20 protein-coding genes are annotated in these 21,224 nt (G+C 55.5%); 12 read left to right on the forward strand and 8 right to left on the reverse strand.

Translation table 11 applies throughout. From position 1 onward, the window contains the following. Positions 1–52: 52 nt before the first annotated feature. Genes JO972_RS04890 through JO972_RS04905 form a run of 4 tightly spaced genes read left to right on the forward strand, consistent with a single transcriptional unit; the run spans position 53 to position 2,684 of the window. Positions 53–544, forward strand: coding sequence for a redoxin domain-containing protein (locus JO972_RS04890; RefSeq protein WP_309488884.1), 492 nt, complete (start codon positions 53–55; stop codon positions 542–544). A 21-nt stretch (positions 545–565) separates the two neighbouring features. Next, a complete protein-coding gene (locus tag JO972_RS04895; RefSeq protein WP_309488885.1) occupies positions 566–1,276 on the forward strand; it encodes an alpha/beta fold hydrolase in 711 nt (236 codons plus the stop codon). A gap of 31 nt (positions 1,277–1,307) precedes the next feature. Beyond that, positions 1,308–2,123, forward strand: a complete 816-nt coding sequence (gene menB / locus JO972_RS04900) for a 1,4-dihydroxy-2-naphthoyl-CoA synthase (protein ID WP_309488886.1) — start codon at positions 1,308–1,310, stop codon at positions 2,121–2,123. A gap of 6 nt (positions 2,124–2,129) precedes the next feature. Further along, positions 2,130–2,684, forward strand: a complete 555-nt coding sequence (locus tag JO972_RS04905) for a Maf family protein (RefSeq protein WP_309488887.1) — start codon at positions 2,130–2,132, stop codon at positions 2,682–2,684. A gap of 21 nt (positions 2,685–2,705) precedes the next feature. Here the strand turns inward: JO972_RS04905 and JO972_RS04910 are convergent, their stop codons facing one another. After that, the gene (locus JO972_RS04910; RefSeq protein WP_309488888.1) at positions 2,706–3,452 is read right to left on the reverse strand and encodes a TlyA family RNA methyltransferase; all 747 of its coding nucleotides are present in this window, start codon (positions 3,450–3,452) and stop codon (positions 2,706–2,708) included. A gap of 239 nt (positions 3,453–3,691) precedes the next feature. On the opposite strand from JO972_RS04910, the gene JO972_RS04915 reads away from it, so the two are divergent. Both JO972_RS04915 and JO972_RS04920 read left to right on the forward strand, forming a co-directional pair. Further along, the gene (locus JO972_RS04915; protein WP_309488889.1) at positions 3,692–5,791 is read left to right on the forward strand and encodes a glycosyl hydrolase; all 2,100 of its coding nucleotides are present in this window, start codon (positions 3,692–3,694) and stop codon (positions 5,789–5,791) included. Positions 5,792–6,109: 318 nt separating this feature from the next. Continuing rightward, positions 6,110–6,892 (forward strand): PEP-CTERM sorting domain-containing protein, encoded by a 783-nt coding sequence (locus JO972_RS04920; protein ID WP_309488890.1) that lies wholly within the window; start codon positions 6,110–6,112, stop codon positions 6,890–6,892. 121 nt (positions 6,893–7,013) lie between these two features. Here JO972_RS04920 and fabV read toward each other — a convergent pair whose 3' ends face one another. Both fabV and asnS read right to left on the reverse strand, forming a co-directional pair. Further along, positions 7,014–8,204 carry an enoyl-ACP reductase FabV gene (gene fabV / locus JO972_RS04925; RefSeq protein ID WP_309488891.1) on the reverse strand — a complete coding sequence of 397 codons (1,191 nt, stop codon included), beginning with the start codon at positions 8,202–8,204 and terminating at the stop codon, positions 7,014–7,016. A gap of 53 nt (positions 8,205–8,257) precedes the next feature. Next, on the reverse strand, positions 8,258–9,637 hold the full coding sequence (asnS, locus tag JO972_RS04930; RefSeq protein WP_309488892.1) for an asparagine--tRNA ligase: 1,380 nt from the start codon (positions 9,635–9,637) through the stop codon (positions 8,258–8,260). A 123-nt stretch (positions 9,638–9,760) separates the two neighbouring features. Here asnS and JO972_RS04935 point away from each other — a divergent pair, with 123 nt between their 5' ends. From JO972_RS04935 to pheS, 6 genes are all read left to right on the forward strand, one after another. After that, the gene (locus JO972_RS04935) at positions 9,761–10,747 is read left to right on the forward strand and encodes a 2-hydroxyacid dehydrogenase (protein ID WP_309488893.1); all 987 of its coding nucleotides are present in this window, start codon (positions 9,761–9,763) and stop codon (positions 10,745–10,747) included. Positions 10,748–10,820: 73 nt separating this feature from the next. Further along, complete coding sequence (rpmI, locus tag JO972_RS04940) at positions 10,821–11,030, forward strand: 50S ribosomal protein L35 (protein ID WP_309488894.1); 210 nt, start codon at positions 10,821–10,823, stop codon at positions 11,028–11,030. Between the two features lie 150 nt (positions 11,031–11,180). Then, positions 11,181–11,558: a 50S ribosomal protein L20 gene (gene rplT, locus JO972_RS04945; RefSeq protein WP_309488895.1), complete on the forward strand. Its 378-nt coding sequence runs from the start codon at positions 11,181–11,183 to the stop codon at positions 11,556–11,558. A gap of 255 nt (positions 11,559–11,813) precedes the next feature. After that, positions 11,814–12,245 (forward strand): Hsp20/alpha crystallin family protein, encoded by a 432-nt coding sequence (locus JO972_RS04950; RefSeq protein WP_309488896.1) that lies wholly within the window; start codon positions 11,814–11,816, stop codon positions 12,243–12,245. A gap of 285 nt (positions 12,246–12,530) precedes the next feature. Then, positions 12,531–13,313 carry an Hsp33 family molecular chaperone HslO gene (locus tag JO972_RS04955; protein ID WP_309488897.1) on the forward strand — a complete coding sequence of 261 codons (783 nt, stop codon included), beginning with the start codon at positions 12,531–12,533 and terminating at the stop codon, positions 13,311–13,313. 160 nt (positions 13,314–13,473) lie between these two features. After that, on the forward strand, positions 13,474–14,490 hold the full coding sequence (gene pheS / locus JO972_RS04960; protein ID WP_309488898.1) for a phenylalanine--tRNA ligase subunit alpha: 1,017 nt from the start codon (positions 13,474–13,476) through the stop codon (positions 14,488–14,490). Between the two features lie 48 nt (positions 14,491–14,538). Here the strand turns inward: pheS and JO972_RS04965 are convergent, their stop codons facing one another. The 5 genes from JO972_RS04965 to JO972_RS04985 all read right to left on the reverse strand — a co-directional run bounded on the left by JO972_RS04965 (position 14,539) and on the right by JO972_RS04985 (position 21,195). After that, a complete protein-coding gene (locus JO972_RS04965; protein WP_309488899.1) occupies positions 14,539–16,908 on the reverse strand; it encodes a matrixin family metalloprotease in 2,370 nt (789 codons plus the stop codon). A 209-nt stretch (positions 16,909–17,117) separates the two neighbouring features. Next, a complete protein-coding gene (gene aroB / locus JO972_RS04970) occupies positions 17,118–18,197 on the reverse strand; it encodes a 3-dehydroquinate synthase (RefSeq protein WP_309488900.1) in 1,080 nt (359 codons plus the stop codon). Positions 18,198–18,230: 33 nt separating this feature from the next. Then, positions 18,231–19,169, reverse strand: a complete 939-nt coding sequence (nadA, locus tag JO972_RS04975; protein WP_309488901.1) for a quinolinate synthase NadA — start codon at positions 19,167–19,169, stop codon at positions 18,231–18,233. 341 nt (positions 19,170–19,510) lie between these two features. Beyond that, positions 19,511–20,476: a polymer-forming cytoskeletal protein gene (locus tag JO972_RS04980; RefSeq protein WP_309488902.1), complete on the reverse strand. Its 966-nt coding sequence runs from the start codon at positions 20,474–20,476 to the stop codon at positions 19,511–19,513. Positions 20,477–20,619: 143 nt separating this feature from the next. Continuing rightward, on the reverse strand, positions 20,620–21,195 hold the full coding sequence (locus tag JO972_RS04985) for a bactofilin family protein (protein ID WP_309488903.1): 576 nt from the start codon (positions 21,193–21,195) through the stop codon (positions 20,620–20,622). Between the last annotated feature and the right edge of the window lie 29 nt (positions 21,196–21,224).

A 21,224-nucleotide genomic window follows, 5' to 3' on the forward strand; every position in this document is an offset into this window, starting at 1 on the left:
TACTCTGGCGGGGGTCGATTTTGATCCAAGCAACCATAACCAACATCATATCATGAGCATTCAAGTAGGCGACAAAGCCCCCGATTTTACCCTCGTTACCAAAACTGCCGACGGACCGGAAACCGTCACGCTTTCCGAGCTTGTCGGCTCGTCCAACTTGGTTCTCCTCTTCGTGCCCATGGCATTCACCGGCGTCTGCACCGATGAGTTCTGCGACATCACCAAAGGGATCTCTGTTTACGAAGATCTGGATGCCAAAGTGATCGGTATCTCTGGTGACAACCCTTTTGCTCAGGAAGCATGGGCTCAGAAAGAAGGCATCGGCATCACGCTGCTCAGCGATTACGAGCACGACGTCGCCAAGGCTTACGGCGTGGCATACGACGCCTTCCTGCCGGAAGCGAATCTGATCATGGGTGGCGTGGCCAAGCGCTCTGCCTTCGTCGTCGATAAATCCGGCGTGGTGAAATACGCCGAGGTGCAAGATCACCCTAAAGATCTGCCTGACTTCGATGCCATTCAGGCATGTTTGAAGTCGCTCTAACGAAATTTAGTTAGAAAGACGATGATCTGGGCCCTGCACGGCGCCGTCGGCAGGGCGGCAGATTGGCATCCATTTGCCTCCGCCATGCGCGCGCAGGGTGAGGAGGTGCGCCGACTCGACCTCTGGCGCTTTCTCGACTGCTGCCCGATGCCGCTGGAAAAGTTCGGCGATACTCTGGCAGGGGAGATCACTCGCATCGATCCTTCACCGACCTTGGTCGGGTATTCCATGGGCGGTCGGCTCGCCCTGCATGCCTTGCTGGCAAAGCCTGACTTTTGGAAATCCGCGGTCATCATTTCCGCGCATCCGGGGCTCAGCGATGAGTCCGAGCGAGCGGCGCGCCGCATTAGTGACGCCGAGTGGTCGGCCCGCGCCCTCAAGGGTGAATGGCCTGAATTTCTTGAGCAATGGAGTGCGCAAGGGGTATTAGAAGGCGTGGAAATGCCGGAGCGGCTGAGCCTGAAAGATCGTCGGGCGTCCATTGCCCGCTCGTTCATCGATTGGTCGCTTGGTGCTCAGAAAGATCTCACTCCGCGATTGCAGGAAATTCGCACACCGGTTCTCTGGCTCAGCGGTGAACGTGACCGTAAGTTTAGCGAGCTTGCCGCCGAGGCGGTGCCACATTTACCGCAGGGGCATCATGAGGTTGTCGCCGACTGCGGTCACCGTGTGCCGTGGGAAAAACCGACGCAATTTGCCGACTTGGTCAGGGCATTTCTCGAAACAACTTGAATCTTAAACCTTAGAACTTAAAACTCTGCCCATGTGGACATCAGCACACGAATTTGAAGACATTCTCTACGAGAAAAGCGAGGACGGTCAGATCGCCAAGATCACCATCAATCGGCCGGAGGTGCGGAATGCCTTCCGCCCCGAGACCACCAAGGAGCTGTTAATCTCATTGGATCTGGCTCACGAAGATCCAGAAGTGGGCGTGATCATTCTCACTGGAACGGGGGACAAAGCGTTCTGTTCCGGAGGAGATCAAAAAGTCCGCGGTCACGCCGGCTACATCGGAGGCGATGGGGTGCCACGCCTGAATATCCTCGATGTGCAGCGCAAGATCCGTAATTTGCCGAAACCTGTGGTCGCCATGGTCGCCGGATACGCCATCGGCGGTGGTCACGTTCTTCACGTTGTCTGTGATCTCAGCATCGCGGCGGATAATGCCATCTTCGGCCAGACAGGTCCCAAGGTGGGATCCTTCGACGGAGGGCTCGGTTCCAGCTACCTTGCTCGTATCGTCGGGCAGAAAAAGGCCCGCGAAATCTGGTATCTCTGCCGCCAATACGGTGCTCAGGAAGCTCTGGATATGGGCTTGGTTAACACCGTGGTGCCACTTGCCGATTTGGAAAAAGAAACCGTGCAATGGTGCCGTGAAATGCTCCAGCACTCACCGATCGCCCTGCGCTGCCTGAAGTCCGCGCTCAATGCCGATTGCGACGGTCAGATGGGCCTGTTAGACCTCGCTGGCAACGCCACCATGCTCTACTACATGAGTGAGGAGGGCAAGGAAGGTAAGAATGCTTTCGTGGAAAAACGTCAGCCTGACTTCTCCAAGTTCCCTCGTGTGCCGTAGGCAGCCATGGCTCAAATTATTCTAGCATCCGGCTCGCCACGGCGGCGTGAAATGCTCGCCGAGGCGGGGCTCGATTTTGACGTCATCCCATCGCCCGCCGAGGAGATTCATGATGTTGACATGCCGCTGCACTTGCTCTGCGAAGAGAATGCGCGGCTCAAGGCTGTGGAGGTGGCGAAGGATCACCCTGAGGCCGCAGTGATCGGCGCCGATACGTTGGTTTACATCGATCAAACCCCGCTCGGTAAACCCAAGTCGGAACAAGAAGCCCGCGAAACGCTCGCCAAGCTTTCCGGTCGCGCTCATCAAGTGTGCACCGGCGTGTGCATCGCCCAAGGTGAAACCACCAACAGCTTCCACTGCATCACCGAGGTGGTTTTCAAAACTCTAACACCCGAGCTGATCCAAGACTACATGACCAAGGTCAACGTCATGGACAAAGCCGGATCCTACGCCGTGCAGGAACACGGAGAGATGATCATCGACGAGGTGAGGGGTGACTACGATAACGTGGTAGGTTTACCGATCACGCAGCTGCTGGAAAAGCTCGCTGAAGCATAGGTCGTATGGGACCTATAAGTCCTATGATTCCTCACTCAAACGCAACCAGGCCAAAAACTCCCGATTCCCATCTGTCCCCTTGATCGGAGAATCAATGCACTCAATCCACGTGTGCCCGAGCTCTTGAGTGACAAAGTCGTGAATCTTATCCACTGCTCGCTGGTGCAGTTCCGGGTCTCTCACGATACCTCCCTTGCTGATATCATCGCGCTGCAGTTCGAACTGCGGTTTGATCAGGCAGACGATCTGACCGCCCTCTTTCAAGGTCTCAAACATCGGCGGGAGAATTTTTGTTAGGGAAATGAAGGACACGTCGGTGACGGCGAGATCGATGGGTTCGCCAATGTCGTCCGGTGTCATGTGGCGGGCGTTGAATTTCTCCTTCACCACCACGCGGGGGTCGTTGCGGAGTTTCCAGACCAGTTGGTTGGTGCCGACATCGACGGCGTGAACTCGCACTGCACCACGCTGTAAAAGGCAGTCGGTAAAGCCGCCGGTGGACGCTCCGACGTCGAGGCAAGTGAGGCCTGTGGGGTCGATCTTGAAAGCATCCAGCGCGCCCTCCATTTTCAGCCCGCCGCGACCGACGAATTTAGGTCGCTGCTTCACCGTGATCTCGGCGTCGGAATCGATCTTGGTGCTTGGCTTGGCTACCACCGTGGTGCCGACCATGACTTCGCCTGCGAGGATCAGACGTTTCGCCTGTTCCCGTGAATCACAAAGTGCGCGGGAGACTAACAACGCATCGGCTCGTTCCTTGGCTGGCATGACAGACTTTACTATGACCGTTGAGTGAAAGTATAGTCAGGATTTGAGATCTAGCCAATTGCCGCTAATTTAATGAAAAGGAATCGCCTCAGCCTCAGGGGGTAGTGTAGTGATGTATCATGCGTTTAAAATATTTACTATGGATGGGGGCGTTCTGTTCAACGGGCTTCGTTTCAGCTGAGATCGTGAAAGTGGGAGCCGGCAGTTACACCACTGTTAGGCCTGTCGATTGTCAGCCCTTGCCAACACAGATATCAAAATCCGATGATCTTCAAGGAGCCACACCCACGAATCAGTGGTGGAGCTCCCTCGTCTGGGAGAATTACTCGCAGAATCTTTTCCCTCATCCGCTGGGCATGGTCTGCCACTCCGGCGGTCTCGCCGTCTCGTATCCGGGAGCTGGCATCGATGGCCGTTCAGGGAACATTATGGGCAGTGGCGTGTCCACCACGGGCGACTTCGTCATCGGTCACAGCGAGGTGAGTTCCTTTCCTTCGAGCAAACTTGGCGGCTACTCCGCTTGGTTTGTTACTGCTGATTTCACTCAAGACTCTGCTCAATTGCAAACAAGCTTCGGTCATGGCAGCCCCTACGTTTTCGGAAAGATCAAGGGGGGTAACCCTCAGCTGACGTTCTCTGACAAGCCGGTGGTCTGGCAGGGGAAGGAGGGCGACTCCGTGCTGGGCGTGACTGTGCGAGGTAGTCACTATGCATTATTCGGTTCCAAAGGCTCGAAGTGGACCGGTCTGGATGGCTCGAAATGGACCAATGAGAAATCGAAGGGCTATTTTTCCATCGCACTTTTACCGGACAAAGAAACCAAAACTTTCAGCCTTTTCAAAAAACACGCTCACAACCACGTCACCCATACTTCGGTGGTCTACAAGCCCCTCAATGGCACGCTCAAGACGGCCTATCAGATCGAGACCAAGGCGATGGAAGGATCCGGGGCTGGGACGATTTTTGCACTTTACCCCCATCAGTGGAAATACAGCGAAGCCGCGCTGACCGGGCAGGAATATCGCTCGGTGCGCGGGGCGATGAAAATTGCAACAGGCGCTGGTTTTAGCACCGCGGTGCCGATTCAGGGATTGCTGCCGATGTTGCCTGCAGAAGGCATTGCCGACCGTGCTCGGATGTTGGATTACCTCAAAAAAGAAGCTGCGAACCAAACGACGGAATACAAGGACACCTACTGGGAAGGGAAGCACCTTGGCAAATTGGCCACCCTCAGCGGCATTGCAGAAATGCTCGGTGAGAAGAAGCTGCAGGAGGTATTCGTCGATGAAATCCGCACTCGTCTGGAAAACTGGTTCACCGCCAGTCAGGGTGAGCAGACACCTCTTTTCTACTACAACAAAACTTGGGGCACCTTGATTGGCAACAAACCATCTTATGGCAGTGCTGATCAGCTCAATGATCACCACTTCCACTACGGGTATTTTATCCGGGCAGCAGGGGAGGTGGCTCGTCTCGACCCAGCTTGGGCGAAAAAATGGGGGCCGATGGTGAACTTGGTCATCCGTGACATTGCCTCCATCAAAAAGGACGATCCCATGTTTCCGCGTCTCCGTTGTTTCGATCTCTACGCCGGTCACTCATGGGCGTCAGGGCATGCGAAGTTTGCCGATGGCAACAATCAGGAGTCGTCGTCCGAATCGATGAATGCCTGGTATGGGCTGATGCTCTGGGGAGAGGCGACCGGTGACACCGCACTGCGCGACACCGGCATCTTCCTCTACAACACCGAACGGACGGCGGTGGAGGAGTATTGGTTCGATGTCTCGGGGACCAATTTCCCCAAGGACTTTCCCAACGTGGCACTCGGCATGATCTGGGGTGGCAAGGGCGCCTTTGCGACATGGTTTTCCGGCGACATCGATTGCATCCACGGAATCAACTGGCTGCCATTCACCCCGGCCTCGATCTACATGGGGCGCTTTCCTGACTATGTGAAAAAGAACCACGATCGCATTGTGGAGAAACGTGAAAAAGGAAACGACTACAACAACGGCTGGGGCGACCTGGTGGTAATGTTTAATGCGTTGAACGATCCCCAGATGGCGGCGAAATACATCGATGAAAACCCCAGCTGCAGTCTGGAAGGAGGGAATACTCATGCCTTCATGTATCACTGGATTCACACCTTGGACCGGCTTGGTCGCAACGACTCGGGCATCATCTCCACACATCCCTTCACCAATATTTACCTCAAGGGCGGGAAGAAAACCTACGCGGCCTATAATTTCCAAAACAAGCCCTTGGTGGTGCGGTTTTCCGATGGTTTTAAAATGACGGCCAAGCCGGGCACTCTCACCGTGGTGCCATCAGGGAAGTAGTTCGTTGCCCTGCCTTGCCGCTCGCGGGCTTCTGATTGGGGGATTCCTCATTCAGGGGCTGTGATGTGCTGTGTCTTCGACTCTCCATTGGAGCGTGAGAGTGAGGTTGCGTGGGTCTAAGGTTCTGAATCGAAGTGGTTTAGACGAAAAATGATAAGCGGGTGCGGTGTAGTGATAAAGTAAGCTTCTTGTTGTTGAGTGGGTGCTGTGTGAAAATCATTCACTGTCATCAATAACCCCCTTCATTGTTAATCGTGGCGATGTGGGAATCATGATGACCCAAACATACAAACCCAATTAGCCATTAATTAATACATTATGAAAACCCGCAAGATACTTACAACGCTACTTCCCTCGCTCTTGATGAGTGGCCACGCCATGGCGGCTGGCATTGCCGTGAATGTTGACGTGCCGGATGGACGCGGAGACGGTGATGCCGGTATCCCCACCATCAATGATTTCATCTCTCAAAACCCTTCTTCGGGACTCTCTGCATCCGATACGTTTTACAATAGCACGGGGGGAGGGAACGCTTCTAACTTTGGTAGCAATTTCGGCGGTGGCGTCGTGATTGGAGGCTTCACCGTAACTACAAGTCACATCGACGGCCTGCCTAACACGGGCACAAATTCTGGTTTCAATGCAGGAGATACTTCTCACAATGACCTGAATCCCATTACCGAAGGTTACGCGTTTGCTGCAGCGGGCACCATTGTTACCTTTGATGGCCTCTTGGTGAATTCTTCCGTAGGCGATACCATTACCCTCTCTATCTGGGGGATTGGTGACAACATCAGTCAAGAGGGGCAATTTACCGTGACTTACGGTGGGAACCTAGCCGCTGAGGGCAATGTGCAATCGACGCTCTACAATGGTGCTACAATCACTGATCGTGGCGATGCGACGGGCTCCATTCCCTTTGTCAATTTCACCTTCGTGGCAGATGGGGTGACAGATGATATTTCTTTTCAAATAGATAACGGGCCGGGAACAGGTAATGCCACACTCAACGGGTTCTCACTCACTGTGGTGCCTGAGCCGTCATCTGCCGCACTTCTCGGTCTCGGGTTCATGAGCCTGACGCTGCGCAGACGCCGCTAGGAAACTTAAGATCTCACAGAAGTGGATTGAAACAAAAGCCCCCGCTGGAATCAGCGGGGGCTTTTTTAATGACTTGGAGCGAAACGAGCAGAGCGGGTCGATCGACCGCGCTAGCTCAGCACTACGCCAGTGACGCCGGCGCGGTTTCCGGATCGGTCTCTGCTTCGTAGTCGACACCGTCGATGCCGAAGCCGAAGAGGCGGAGGAACTCGTCTTGGTAGCCTTGGAAATCGGCGAGGTCGGTGAAGTTCTCGTTGGAGATCTTTTTCCAGGACTCGGCAACGGCGGCTTGGATGTCGTCGCGCATTTCCCAATCGTCGATGCGGATACGACTGGCGTCGTCGAGTTGAGGGTCGCCGGAGTAGAGGCGATCGGAGAACAGGCGCTGGATTTGTTCGATGCAGCCTTCGTGCAGCCCCTTGGCTTTCATTTCCTTGTAGAGAATGGAGATGTAAAGCGGCACCACGGGGATGGCGGAGGAGGCTTGGGTGACCAGGGCTTTGTTGACGGAGACATAGGCCTCGCCGTTCAGCGCTGAGAGCTTGTCGTTGAGCTTGGAGCAGGATTTTTCCAGATCCTTCTTCGCCTGACCGATGGTGCCATCGGTGTAGATCGGCCATGTCAGTTCAGGTCCGATGTAGGAGTAGGCGACTGTTTTCACTCCGTCAGCGAGCACGTCGGCATCGGCCAGGGCGTTCATCCACAGCTCCCAGTCTTCGCCACCCATCACCTTGATGGTGTTCTCGATTTCTTCCTCGGTGGCGGCACCGATGGTGACCTCGGAGACTTCACCTTTGTCGGTGTTGAGTGTTTTGTTGGTGTAATCGCCGCCGGTGGTTTTGAGCACGGACGAGTAGGTCTCGCCGGTGTCAGGATCGGTGCGGCGGGGGGAGGCGAGGGAGTAGACGACGAGGTCGATCTTGCCCATTTCCTTCTGGATGATGTCAATCGCCTGCTTCTTCAGATCGTGGGAAAAGGCATCGCCGTTCAATGACTTGGCGAACAGGCCTTCTTCTGTGGCAGCTTTTTCAAAAGCGGCGGTATTGTACCAGCCAGCCGATCCGGTGCGTTTTTCAGTGCCTGGTTTTTCAAAGAACAGGCCGAGTGTGTTCGCGCCGGAGGAAAAGGCGGGCACGATGCGTGAGGCGAGGCCGTAGCCGGCGGAGGAACCGATCACCAGCACGCTCTTCGGGCCGTTTTCGACCTTGGGCTGGGATTTGACGTAGTCGATTTGTTCTTGGACATTGGCCGCGCAACCGTCGGGGTGGGACGTGATGCAGATGAAGCCGCGAATTTTAGGTTTAACGATCATGGTTGGTTATTTTTAGACAGGATTGATAAGTTGTTACAGGATTTTTTGGAGGCTTAGAATTCGCATGAGCCGGGGGTCCGGGCGAAGGGGATGACGTCGCGGATGTTCTTCATGCCGGTGACAAACATCAGCATGCGCTCGAAGCCCATGCCGAAACCGGCGTGGGGGCAGCTGCCGTATTTGCGCAGGTCGAGATACCAGCCGTAGTCTTCTTCGGACAGGTTGTGAGCTGCCATGTTGGCCTGCAGCACGTCCATGCGTTCTTCACGCTGGGCGCCGCCGATGATCTCGCCGATGCCGGGGACGAGCACGTCCATGGCGGTGACGGTTTCGCGGCCCTTCTCATCGGGCTCGTTGGTGCGCATGTAGAAGGGTTTGACGCTTTTCGGGTAGTTGTAAACGGTGACCGGGCACTTGAAATGCTCTTCGGTGAGGTAGCGCTCATGCTCGGACTGCAGGTTCACGCCCCACTCGACTTTGTAGTCGAATTTCTTGCCGCTCTTCTCGAGGATTTCCACGGCTTCGGTGTAGGAGACGCGCTGGAAGGGTTTCTCGGAGACAAACTTGAGACGTTCCAGCAGGCCTTTGTCGACAAAGCGGGCGAAGATGTCGAGGTCGCCCTCGCTGTTGTTCAGGGCGTCGTCCACCAGATACTTGGTGAACTCCTCGGCGAGGTCCATATCGCCTTGAAGATCACAGAAGGCCATCTCCGGCTCGATCATCCAGAACTCGGAGGCGTGGCGTGTGGTGTTCGAGTTTTCTGCACGGAAGGTGGGGCCGAAGGTGTAGATGTTCGAGAGGGCGGTGGCAAAGGCCTCACCTTCTAACTGCCCGCTGACGGTGAGGTAGGTGGGTTTTTCAAAGAAGTCGTTTTCAAACTGCTGCGCCTCGGCTTTGGCGGGGTCGAGGGTGGTGACGCGGAACATCTCCCCGGCACCTTCGCAATCGGAGTCAGTGATGATGGGGGTGTGCACGTAGTTAAAATCGCGCTCGGCAAAAAAGCGGTGCACTGCCTGCGCCATCCGACTACGCATGCGAAAAACCGCGCCGTAAAGGTTAGCGCGCGGACGTAGATGAGCGATGCTGCGCAGGAACTCGGGGGTGTGACCCTTTTTCTGCAGTGGGTAGTCGGCCGGTGCTTCACCGATGAGCTCGACGCTGGTGGCGTGGATTTCCCACTTCTGGCCTTTGCCCGGGGACTCGACCAATTTGCCGGTGATCCCGACTGCGGCGCCCGTGGTCATCTTGGCAATGTCCTCGTATCCGGGGATGCCGGCATCGGCCACGCACTGGATGTTGGCCAGGCACGAGCCGTCGTTCATTTCCAGGAAGGAGAACTCCTTCGAGTCGCGCCGGGTGCGGACCCAGCCTTTGATGGTGATAGTATCGAGGGATGAATCGCTGCTGAGAGCACGTTTAATAAGCGTTCGCATGGCGGGGTTTTAGGAACTGAGAGGGGATAATCAAGATTCAAGTGACAGTGGAGCAGTGTGATTTTTCTGTTGGATATACGCTTGGTGCTTGTCGTGGGTAATTGGCTTGCTTTGATGCTTGGTATGAAAGTCGCCGTTTTTTCCACCCAACCCTACGACCAACAATTCCTCGAAGCCGAAGGTTCTTCCCACGAGTGGGTGTTTTTTGGCAACCACCTGCGTGCGGCCACGGTGCCTCTTGCGGAAGGTTGCGATGCGGTCTGTGCTTTTGTGAATGATGATCTTTCCAGCGATTGTTTAGAGAAACTTCACGAGCACGGGATCAAGTTGATCGCGCTCCGCTGTGCCGGATTCAACAATGTCGACTTGGAAAAGGCGAAGGAGCTCGGCATCACCGTGCTGCGGGTGCCGGAGTATTCGCCCTACGCGGTGGCCGAGCACACCCTGGCGCTGCTGCTGGCGCTGAACCGTCACATCCACAAGGCGTATCCACGGGTGCGCGATGGGAACTTCTCCCTGAGCGGCCTGATGGGCTTTGACCTGCATGGCAAAACTGTCGGCGTGATTGGCGTGGGGAAAATTGGTCGCGTGTTCTGCGATCTGCTGTGCGGCTTCGGGGTGAAGATCCTCGCCTATGACCCGACGGTTGAAGTCGGCACCGAAAAAGACGGTCTCGAGTTTGCCTCGCTCGACACCATTTACGCGCAATCCGACGTCATCTCGCTGCACTGTCCGTTGACCCCGGAGACCCACCATCTGATCGATGCGGAGTCCTTGGCAAAATGTAAAGACGGCCTCTACCTGATCAATACCTCCCGCGGCGGCTTGGTCGATGCCGATGCCGCAATCCAATCGCTCAAGTCCCACAAACTCGGAGGCCTGGCACTTGATGTCTATGAAGAGGAGTCGGGTCTGTTTTTTGAGGACTTCTCAGACAACGTGGTCGACGACGATGTGCTCATGCGGCTCACCACCTTCCCCAATGTCCTGCTCACCTCGCATCAGGCCTTTTTCACCCGTGAGGCGCTCACCGAGATTGCACGGGTGACCAATCAGAACCTCGATGCCTACGAGCAGGGGCAAGACTATCAGGGGACGGAAGTCAGCTAGGAAATCGTTGAGGTGGAGAAAAAGGCAAAAATCCCCTTGCAATCCACGGCCTTCTCGCTAGGTTCCGCGCCCCATGGCCAAATCAAAAGGTACAGCAAAAACCCGGAAGGCCGTCGCCAAACGATTCAAGGTGACGGGCACAGGGAAGATTCTGCGCCGGAAGCAGGGCAAACGCCACATTCTTACTAAAAAGAACCAGAAGCGGAAACGCAACCTGGGTAAGGCAGCTCTCGTCTCCGACGCTGACATCAAGAATGTCAAAGCAAGTCTTCCTTTTGCCTAACAGCAAGAATCGGCGTCGCCAACGCCAACCGCTCGCATCACGAGCGGCCCCTACGCAGCCTTCTCGGCGCTCTATAAACAGAAAACCGAGACCGAATGGACGAGACTGCGGGGGGTGTGAAAATAACCGTCCGTTCTAAAACAAAGAAACATGCCAAGAGCAACCAATAGCCCAGCCAGCCGCAAGCGCCGGAAGCGCGTTCTTAAACGTGCCAAAGGTTTCCGCGGTTTCCGCTCCAAACTCTACAAGTATGCCAAGGACGCTGTCCGCAAAGCGCAGACTTATGAGTATCGCGACCGTAAGAAGCGTAAAGGCCAGTTCCGCCGCCTCTGGATCCAGCGTATCAGCGCAGGAACCCGTGCCCAGGACCTGACTTACTCCCGCTTCATCGAAGGCCTCAAAGCCGCCAGCATCGAAGTCGATCGCAAGATCCTTGCCGACCTCGCTGTGCACGACATCGATACCTTCAACAGTATCGTCGCGCAGGCCAAGGCAGCCCTCGATAACAAGGCGCCAGCGACCGCTTAATTCGATTAAGCCACAAGCAAACCATTCAACAACGGTCACCAGGGATTTCCCCGGTGGCCGTTTTTTTGTGGGTAGATCTGACACATGGGTGACATAATGACACGTCAATTTGTCCCAATTGGCTGTTATGGAGTGGTCGTGGTTGGGGGTGTTTTTATGTAAGTGTAACAATTACAGTGGTTTGAGTTCTTTATCGGTGCTGTGGCATACACCTTGCAATTATGGAGGTGTAATTAAAACCAACATAGAACAAACATGATCAACCATTACCCAATCAATAATCGTTTATTCTCAGAACTCGACCGCTTTGTCACCGAAGCCTTTGGCCAACCGGAACGTGGAGCGAGCGAAAACCAGGATTACGCCTTGGCGGAATACTCTGAAGATGTGGCAAACAACGAAGGTGAAGGCTCCGAGGAATCGACCCAAAAAGGCTGGAATCTACGTCTCGAGCTGCCCGGCTATAAAAAAGACGAAGTTCGCCTGAGCGTGGACGAAGAGTTCCTTCTCATCACTGCGGAGACCTCGGATGAGGAACGCAAATTCCTAGGCAAAATCGAACGCCGGGTGCGCATTTCCGACGAGGTGGATACCGACAATATCGATGCCCGACTGGAAGACGGCATCCTTTATCTGAAAATTCCACGTAAGGTGAAAGCCGAGCCTAAACAAATCGTAGTCAACTAAGTGCAAGGTGGGAGTAATGTGCTCGCCGAGTGATGGCGGGCACCTAACCATCTCATCTTAGCGAACAAATTTTCACTGTTATTTTTTCATTGTGTAGGTAACTCAGGCTTGTCGGCTCCGGTCGGCGGGCCTGAGCTTTCTCGTGGATGGCTTGAGGTCGAGTCGGCGGTAGTCAGTTCTTTGGCTGATGATACATCGAATGACTTGGCAACTCCCGTCTACCTGTCTAAGACCGCGAAGCGGAATCCGCCTGAATCCCAAAACTTTCCAACCGAATACTTTTTTATGTCCGAGCCATCCATGCAGCCTGTCGAAGACTTCACCAAGGTGGAGTCGATTTTTGTTCGTCACCGGAACTGCCTCCTTGTGCGTGGCCAGTTTACTCCGATTTTCACCGGCTATTACATCCACTTGATGGAGAGCAAGCAACGCTATGACAATGAGATGGATGCCACTCTCAAGGATCTGCTAGCCGTTCTCACTCTGCATCTAACTGCACGACCATGGGCGGAGACCCTCGCCTGGACGATCAACCTGCGTGCTCCGCGGGTGAATTATTTTGCCACCGGTAGTAGCACTTTTGAGAACATCACCGGTCGCCTCTTTACCAAGGACGTGCGTGAGCCGGACCGGAACCTGCTTTACAGCCAAACCAGTGTCTCGGGAGAAAAACCCCGTGTGACTACCGTTGCGCTGGAGACGAATGACGCCATTGAATGGATTGAGCACTACTACAAGCAGAGCGAGCAGCGTCCGGCGAAATGTTTCCGCCTGGACGATGAAAACTATGCCCTGATCGCCGCCCAGCCTGGTTATGACGAGGAGTGGTTCGATGAACTCGATGCTAAAAAAGTGGCTGCCATCACTGAGGAAGAGCAAACCAAGGTGCTGGAAACTCGAAAGTTTCATTTCAACTGCGGCTGCAGCCTCGAGCGCATTTTGCCTAGCTTGAGCTCATGGCGCGATCGTAAGGACGAGCTGTTTCAAGGTGAGGAGTTCATCAAGGTGAACTGCCCACGCTGCGGCCAAACCTATGAAGTCCGTCCGGAGGATTTGGACGAGGACTAAGGTGTTCCTGTCATCGGGCTATTCCTGTGCTGGCTTCAGCAGATGAGAGCCTCAAGAACCTTTCTCCGATCAGAAGCAGTGCTGAGAAGCTGGCAGGAAGGTGTAATTCACGACTTCCGCATTTACATCAACGTGGAATTCTCTAAAGAAAAGCCCGCCGATGAAACAGGAAATCGAAACCATCCAAACTGATGCCCTTGCTGCCGTAGCTGCTGCGAGCGATGAAAAATCCCTCGATGATGCCCGCGTGGCATTTCTCGGAAAGAAGGGACGTCTCACCGCCGCCTCCGCGGGGATGAAGGATCTCTCTAAGGAAGATAAACCCGTCGTCGGCCAGCTTCTCAATGTTGCTCGCAAGGCGATCACTTCCGCGATCGAGGAAAAGCAGCAGGCGCTCGAGGAGGAGGCCGATCAGAAGTCGGTCCAAGGGCTCGATCTCACCCTGCCGTCACGCGCGCTGCCTGCCGGCGCCATGCACCCGATCACCCAGGTGAAAGACGAGGCGATTCAGGCGCTGCGCCGTATGGGCTTTGCCTTGGCGGAAGGCCCGGAAATCGAGGACGAGTATCACTGCTTCGATGCTCTCAACACCCCGGAAGATCACCCCGCACGCAACGAGAAGGACACCTTCTACTTCGACAGCGGCAAGCTGCTCCGCACCCACACCTCCAGCGTGCAAATCCGCACCATGGAAAAGGCAACCCCGCCGGTGCGCATCATCGCTCCAGGTTCGGCCTATCGTCGTGACGAAATTGACGCCACTCACCTCTCTGTTTTCAACCAGCTCGAAGGTCTCTACGTCGACACCGACGTCAAGTTGGGCGATCTCAAAGGCACCCTCGAGTTTTTCCTGCGCAGCATGTTCGGTGACGACACCGAGGTGCGCTTCCGTCCGCATTTCTTCCCCTTCACCGAGCCGAGCTTCGAGATCGACATCAAACTTCACGCCAAAGGCCAAGAGCCGAAGTGGATTGAGATCGCCGGTTGTGGCATGGTCGATCCCGCCGTGTTCGAATCGCTCTGCGAAACGCGCGGCGACGATGTGTTCAGCCCGGACAAGGTCACTGGCTTTGCCTTCGGTATGGGCATCGACCGTCTCGCGATGATCAAGTGGGGTATCAAGGACATCCGCGCTCTGATCGAGAACGACGTTCGTTTCCTTAAGCAGTTCGCTTAGTCAGATACTGGATGGGCTGAGCTAAGGTCTGGTCACAGGGGCGAGGTTCTAGTTGCGCACCACGCGCAAGCGCATGAACTGACGCTCGGCAGTGACGCTGACGGTAGCTGTGACCGTGCGTTTGCCGTCGACGATTGCTCCGTTCTGCAGTGTCACGCCTGTGGAGGTCCATGGGTTTTCGCTGTCGCCAAGGGTGGGGGAGACTTCAACGATGTATTGAATATCGCTGAGTGTGGTGTCCACCTGATAGGTGAGCACCAGCTGGGTGCCTCCATTTTCCAAACTGGCAGTCGGCCGATCGCTGGTCAGCTCTGTGGGGTCTTCTCCAAGCGCGTATTCGAGCAGGTTCTGCAGGCCGTCGAAGTCGAAGTCTTCGCTTTCTCCGATGTTCTCTGTGGCGTTGCCGAAGTTGGTGTGTCTCCAATCGTCAAAAAGAAGGTCCTCAATAGTGATTGAGGCGGTGCCGGTGGTGATGGCGTAGTCATTGGTGCTGGCGAGGGTCATGATCACCGTTTCATCCCCTTCAACGATGCTGTCACTGATGGCCTTCACCGAAACAGCGGTGGATGTTTCGCCGCTGTCGATCGTGGCGGTGCCAGCCAGCGCTATAAAATCACTGCCAGAGCTGGCGCTTCCGGAAACGGTGTAGGCGATATCGAGATCCGAGGAAGGGGCGATGCTCGAGGTGATTGTGAAGCTGCCGGTATCAGCCACATCACTTTCCTTGGCCACTCCATCGCTGCTGGCTACTGAGAGGTTGGGCAGGTCTTCGGTTTCGACGACGAGGGAGTAAATTTGCGCGTTGTTATTATCGGCGCTGTTTTCGCCGCCTCCAGTGACTTCGATGAAGTGGGGCTGACCCGTCTGAGTAAGAGCCAGATTGTTAATGACCTCTTCTCCGCCAATGGCTGTGGCATCCGCTGTGGCTAGAACCGTGCTGCCATTGCTCGCGAGGATGCGCACGGCAAGGTCCTGCCTTACACTGGGGTCGAAGCTTGTGCCGCTGCTGCACCCTGAACTCAACTGCTCGCCTTCGAGGTAGGCTGCCTGGTTGGTCGGCGTGAGACGGAGGCTGAGTTTTTTTGCCGAGCTGATGCTGAATTGGTAGATATCGACGTCTCCACTGACGGAAATCGACAGCTCTTCGCGCTCAAGGTTGGCTGGTAAGCTGCCCAGATCGTAGGCGGTGCTGGTGCTGTCGTTCGTGGTGGAGCTGGCACTGCGCTCCAACTTGTCGCCATAGAGCCCCTGGACCGTAATCATATCGTCAAACTGCACGCCAACGAAATTAGTGGTCACACTCGGCTCCATCAGCTTGCTGCGATCGACCGGGCAGACGTGGGAGAGTCCCAGGCCGTGTCCGTGCTCATGCGCGATGACGTTGCGGAAGCGTTTTTTGGTGGTGCTGCTGTTGTTGAAATTCAGGCTGTCATCGGTATCGATGACCATGTCTCCAGCATCTGGAAAATAGTTATAGGCCAGAGTGTTCGAGGTGCCGTCGAGGGTGGTGCCGCCAATGCGCACGTCTGGACGCACGCCGATCACGCCTCGGTAGGTATTTCTTGAGCTGGAGCGCCCGTTGATTTCAATGCCGTCATCGTAATCGACATAAACATAGGTATTACCAGTGACTTCCGCCCAGTAGGTGAATGCAGATTCGAATAATTCGAACCATGGAGCGTCTTCGTAGCTGCTGGTGGTCGATGCTCCGAAGGTGGCATTCAGCGTGGCGATCAGATCGCTGGTGCCGCCGGAGAAAGAGCTGGTTGATTCAATGTCTGTGCCATCGGCGACAAATCCCCAAGTGATGGTCACAGGGCTACCGGTAGAGCCCACATTGCCATCGGTGGCGGTGTAGCTCCAGCGATCATCTCCTTGGAAAACAGGAAGCGGCTCCTCCGATTCGCCTTCTTCGATAGCGAGAGCTCTTACGGTGTCCATGGCAGAAGCGAACATTGGATCAGTCTCCACAGCCCAGCAGAGATGAACGAGCTCATCTGCTTCGTGGTTTTGCACAAATTCGGTGTATTTGACAACGCGTTCCAGCTGCTCTTCGGTGAGCTGCTCGAACTCGGTGTAGCTCACCGAGCGGCTCAGGTGGCGCAATGTTTGGGCGGAGACCTGGTAGGATTTTTCCAGGTGTTCCAGCACGGCATGGGGCCAGCTACTTTTCCGCTGGTCGGCGAGGACTTGGGCCACGGCGAGCTCTTCTTGCCGGTCGTGTGAGCACCCCTTGCAGCTATGATGGCCTACTTGGGGGATTTCCTTGCTATGCGAGGGGTGATCGCAGGGAGCATGATGAACGTGGTCAGGTGTGTGACCGGCTTGTGGCGGGTGATCATCTCCTGCTGCGTTGTAGAAATACCAAGCGGTTGTGCTTAGAGCTGTGACTCCAGCAAAGAGATAAAGGCGCTTCATGGGTTGGATGGAAATAGTTGAAATCTGCTCATTACAGAATTCATGTGTGAATTGTAAGCACGTTGTAACTCCAAAACCTAACACGCAAGAGCTAAATTTCTGGAGCGTCTAAATAATTATTTTAGGAAAATACCCACAATGATCTTTCCACTAAGTCCAAGACCCTTAGCTCCTTCCCTGTTTTTGGAACGGGAGCTGAGTCTAGCTCCTTATGCCCGTAGGTATTCGACGGCCTCCCGGATGTCATCCAGTGTGACCTTCGATGAGACCTCCGCTGCCCCTGGTCCGGTGAGTAGCACAAACTTGATCACGCCACCGGTGAATTTTTTATCCCGACTGAGCTTATCCATGATTTTTTCGGTCGGGATGGAGTCGGGCAGGGTGAGAGGGAGTTGGAAATTCTCCAGCAGTCCGAGAATGCGAGCGCTCTCGGCAGGAGAGAACTGGTTGATTTTTTCCGACAGGAAAAGAGCGGCTTTTATACCCAGGGAGATCGCCTCGCCATGCAGCATTTCACCGTAGGGGAGGGAGGCTTCGATGCCGTGGCCGATGGTGTGACCGAAGTTCAGCAGGGCGCGCACGCCGGACGTTTCTTGTTCGTCCTCTTCAACCACGCGGGCTTTGATCGCAAGGTTTCTGGCCAGCAGGTCGGCGGACGGATGCTGATCGGCGGGGTCGAGTGTGGCGAGGTCGTCAATCATTGCGGCGTCGCGAATGGCAGCGTGTTTGATGACTTCGGCGTATCCTTCGCGGTATTCCCGACCGGGCAGGGAGGCGAGCGTGAGAGGATCGACGATGACCAGGCGTGGCTGGTGGAAGGCTCCGATGAGGTTCTTGCCCTCGGAGGCATTCACTCCGGTTTTTCCTCCGGCAGAACTGTCCACCTGGGAGACGATGGTGGTGGGGATCTGGACGAAGGGGATGCCGCGGTAGAAAATGGCTGCGACAAAGCCGGCTAGGTCACCCACGACGCCACCGCCGAGTGCGACCACAAAGGAGCTACGGTCGTGATCGGCACGATTCATCTCGCCGCAGAGGTCGGCCGTTTGCAGCATCGACTTGCTGGCCTCGCCAGCCCGCACGGTGTGCACGCTGGTCTCGATGCCTGCCTCGCTGAGTCTGTCGACAAGTCGATCGGCATAGAGCGCGCCGACATTGCTATCGGTGATGACGGCGGCTTTGCCTTTGAGGCCGAGGCCCGCGATGAGCTCGCCAGCGCGATCTAGCAGGCCATCTTCAACGAGGATGTCGTATGAACGATCGGCAAGGTTGACGTGAACGTTTGGCACGATACTACAATGGGTGAGTGGTCAATGAGAGGCTTACTTGCTCTGCTCCAACATCTTCAGCAAGGGTGCCTCGGCACGTTTTCTGATGTCTTCCGGAAGTTCCACCTGGGGTTCCAACTTCTCCAAGCAATCGTGCAGCTTCTGCATGGTGTTCATTTTCATGAAATGGCAGTCGTTGCAGGCGCAGCGATCGGTGGGGCCGGCGATCAAGTTTTTATCGGGAGCTTCTTTTTGCAGGCGGTGGAGCATGCCGCTCTCGGTCACCACGATGATGTTTTTCACCGGTGCATTTTGGCAGAAGGCGATCATTTTTTCGGTCGAGCAGACCTCGTCAGCGAGCAGGCGGACTGCCGTGGTGCATTCTGGGTGGGCCACTACCAACGCGTCTGGATACTCGGATTTGATTTTATTGATCGATTCCCGGGTGAACTCGACGTGCACGTAGCAGGCACCCTGCCAGAGGTCCATCTTGCGTCCGGTTTGCTCCATCACCCAGGCACCCAAGTTAGCGTCGGGAACGAACAGGATGGGTCGATCGGCTGGGGCTTTGTTGACGATTTTAACGGCGTTGCCGGAGGTGCAGATGACATCGCACAGGGCCTTCACGCCAGCCGAGCAGTTGATGTAGGCGATGACGTAGTAGTTCTTCTCCTTGTTGTCGTTGAGGTATTTTTCCAGCTCGTCAGCGGGGCAGGATTCTTCCAGCGAACAGCCGGCGTCTTTGTCGGGGAGCACGACGGTTTTGTTAGGGTTCACGATCTTGGCGGTCTCCGCCATGAAGTGCACGCCGCAGAACGCGATGACATCGGCGTCGGTTTCCTGGGCGCGGTAGGCCAAGCCCAGAGAGTCGCCTACGTAGTCGGCAATATCCTGAATGTCGCCGGTTTGGTAGTTGTGAGCGAGAATGACGGCGTTGCGTTCTTTTTTCAGACGCAAGATGTCTTCACGAAGATCGAGTGAGGTGGTGGACATGCGTTTAAGGTAAAAGGGCGGAGACAAGAAACAAGTGGATAATGAGCCAGCTGCTCCCTTGATGGAGGGGGATTGGTTGACTGGTTGACTGGTTGACTGGTTGACTGGTGCCGGGTGCCGGGTGCCGGGTGCCGGGTGCCGGGTGCCGGTGGAGACCCGGAGGGTCGTGAGAAGCTAGCGCGGGGTGAAACCCCGGGAAGAAGAGAGGGATAAGCATCAAGTCCCGGAGGGACGATAGAAGCTTCATCGGCCATCGGTCTATCCCACTGTCGATAGTATCTCTAGGGGGGACGATCTTGGCGTTCATGCCGCCTTTTCGGTTGGCGGCTCCCGATAGGCGCCTACTGCCCAATCGACATCCGGCCGTTGTGGCGGGCTCCTTCTTCGACGGCCATGGTGGCGACTTTGATGTCGCCAGTGAGGGTGGCTTTTTTCCGGAGAATGAGTTTTCCTGAGCACTCGAAGTGACCGGTCACATTGCCATCGATGATGGCGTCTTCGCAGTGCACGGCATTGGCAAATTCCACCTGTGCTCTCTTTTCGATGATCAGGCGCTTGCAGCGAACGCGGCCCATGATTTTACCGTGGCTGCGGATGGTGAAATCTCCGGAGCAATCGACGCCTCCGGTGAAGTCGCCGTGGGTGGTGAGATGGTGGCAGTGGATGGTGATGCCGGTGACCGAGGCTTTTTTATGGATCACCACATTGCCGCGGGTTTGGATACGGCGATTCCAGTTGCTGTGGATATCGTAGTCCTTGAGGGCGATGTAGGCACCACAGCCAGGGCACAGGGTCGAGCTGGCCTCCGCTGGTGCTTCGTGCTCTCTTTCGCACTCAAAGCACCGCACTTTACGTGGCTGATCCTTACCGTGAAACAGGCCGGTGCTGGCAGCTGCTTTTTGCACAAAGCTAGCGACATCGGCCTTTGGTTTGGCGAAGGGGAAAGGGGATGTCGGTTTGCTCTTTGGCGTTTCAGCCTTGGGCTTTTCATCCTCTTTTTTCTCTGCGGCAGGTTGGTCTTTGGATGCTTTGTCCGCCTGGTCGTCGTCTTGTCGTGGACGCAACCGGGGCGCTTGGCCATCGCTTTTCAGGGTGGCGAATGGATTACTGGGAGCGATCTTGTTAGGCTCCGCTTTGCCATCGACGATTTTGTAATGCACCCCACACCCTCGACAGTAGGTGGAGACCGCCATGTTAGACTCTGTTTGCTTAAATCCACAGTCCGGACAGCTTAAGTCCACGGTGTTCTTGCGGGCTGCCGGCTCTTTGGGGGTGTCGTTTTTCTTTTTCTTAGAAAAAAATGCCATGGCGTGGGTGCGGCGGTCTACGGGCGGTGGTTAAAATTGGGTAAAATCGGAGGTGAAGAATCGGTCAGGGTGGTAAAAAGCCCACTCGCCGGCGAACCTGCGGTGGGCTTTGAAAGTGTTCGAGAAGATAGCTCGAAAGTAGGTTAGGACCGAGCCGCTGCCTGCTTGGCGCTTGGTTGGCTGCTTCCTTTGTTGGAGCTGGCGGCATTTTTGTTGCTGCTAGCTTGAGGCGAGACGCTTGGTGTGCCGACTGTGGATTTACCCACGAAGATGGCTCCAGGCTCGATGGAGAGAGAGGCTGCTTTAATATCGCCGACGAGTTCAGCGTTGGCTTTCAGCTCGACCTTGTCGGTCACTTCGATGTTGCCGTGCACTTTGCCGTAGACAATGACCGAGCGGGTTTTGACTTCAGCTTTGATGCGGGCGTTTTCACCGATGGTTAATGATCCATCCGAGTTGATGTTGCCTTCGATCTTACCGTCGACGACGAGATCGTTGGAAAATTTGATGGTGCCTTTGATTTCCACGTCCGAGCTGAGGACGTTGCGTCCGCTGGGTGCAGGGCTTGCGGAACGAGGCGCCGGACTGCTGCTGACACTAGGGCTTGGACTACTCGGCGCTGCGGGTGCTGGAGCAGAGCTTCTTGGGGTGTCATTACTAGCGGAGCCGGTGGACGGAGCGGCGGAATCTGGCTTTTGTCCGATTACTTTTTGGAACACGATAAATAGTTGTGGTTGCTAGGTAGATA

The sequence above is a fragment of the Oceaniferula flava genome (assembly GCF_016811075.1).
In the GTDB taxonomy this organism is placed as follows: domain Bacteria; phylum Verrucomicrobiota; class Verrucomicrobiia; order Verrucomicrobiales; family Akkermansiaceae; genus Oceaniferula; species Oceaniferula flava.

Bases quoted from the DNA above. Each gene is read 5' to 3' on its own strand.
- JO972_RS04890 (WP_309488884.1), top strand. From the start codon at position 53: ATGAGCATTCAAGTAGGCGACAAAGCCCCCGATTTTACCCTCGTTACC.
- JO972_RS04895 (WP_309488885.1), top strand. From the start codon at position 566: ATGATCTGGGCCCTGCACGGCGCCGTCGGCAGGGCGGCAGATTGGCAT.
- menB (WP_309488886.1), top strand. From the start codon at position 1,308: ATGTGGACATCAGCACACGAATTTGAAGACATTCTCTACGAGAAAAGC.
- JO972_RS04905 (WP_309488887.1), top strand. From the start codon at position 2,130: ATGGCTCAAATTATTCTAGCATCCGGCTCGCCACGGCGGCGTGAAATG.
- JO972_RS04910 (WP_309488888.1), bottom strand. From the start codon at position 3,452: ATGCCAGCCAAGGAACGAGCCGATGCGTTGTTAGTCTCCCGCGCACTT.
- JO972_RS04920 (WP_309488890.1), top strand. From the start codon at position 6,110: ATGAAAACCCGCAAGATACTTACAACGCTACTTCCCTCGCTCTTGATG.
- fabV (WP_309488891.1), bottom strand. From the start codon at position 8,204: ATGATCGTTAAACCTAAAATTCGCGGCTTCATCTGCATCACGTCCCAC.
- asnS (WP_309488892.1), bottom strand. From the start codon at position 9,637: ATGCGAACGCTTATTAAACGTGCTCTCAGCAGCGATTCATCCCTCGAT.
- JO972_RS04935 (WP_309488893.1), top strand. From the start codon at position 9,761: ATGAAAGTCGCCGTTTTTTCCACCCAACCCTACGACCAACAATTCCTC.
- rpmI (WP_309488894.1), top strand. From the start codon at position 10,821: ATGGCCAAATCAAAAGGTACAGCAAAAACCCGGAAGGCCGTCGCCAAA.
- rplT (WP_309488895.1), top strand. From the start codon at position 11,181: ATGCCAAGAGCAACCAATAGCCCAGCCAGCCGCAAGCGCCGGAAGCGC.
- JO972_RS04950 (WP_309488896.1), top strand. From the start codon at position 11,814: ATGATCAACCATTACCCAATCAATAATCGTTTATTCTCAGAACTCGAC.
- JO972_RS04955 (WP_309488897.1), top strand. From the start codon at position 12,531: ATGTCCGAGCCATCCATGCAGCCTGTCGAAGACTTCACCAAGGTGGAG.
- pheS (WP_309488898.1), top strand. From the start codon at position 13,474: ATGAAACAGGAAATCGAAACCATCCAAACTGATGCCCTTGCTGCCGTA.
- JO972_RS04965 (WP_309488899.1), bottom strand. From the start codon at position 16,908: ATGAAGCGCCTTTATCTCTTTGCTGGAGTCACAGCTCTAAGCACAACC.
- nadA (WP_309488901.1), bottom strand. From the start codon at position 19,169: ATGTCCACCACCTCACTCGATCTTCGTGAAGACATCTTGCGTCTGAAA.
- JO972_RS04980 (WP_309488902.1), bottom strand. From the start codon at position 20,476: ATGGCATTTTTTTCTAAGAAAAAGAAAAACGACACCCCCAAAGAGCCG.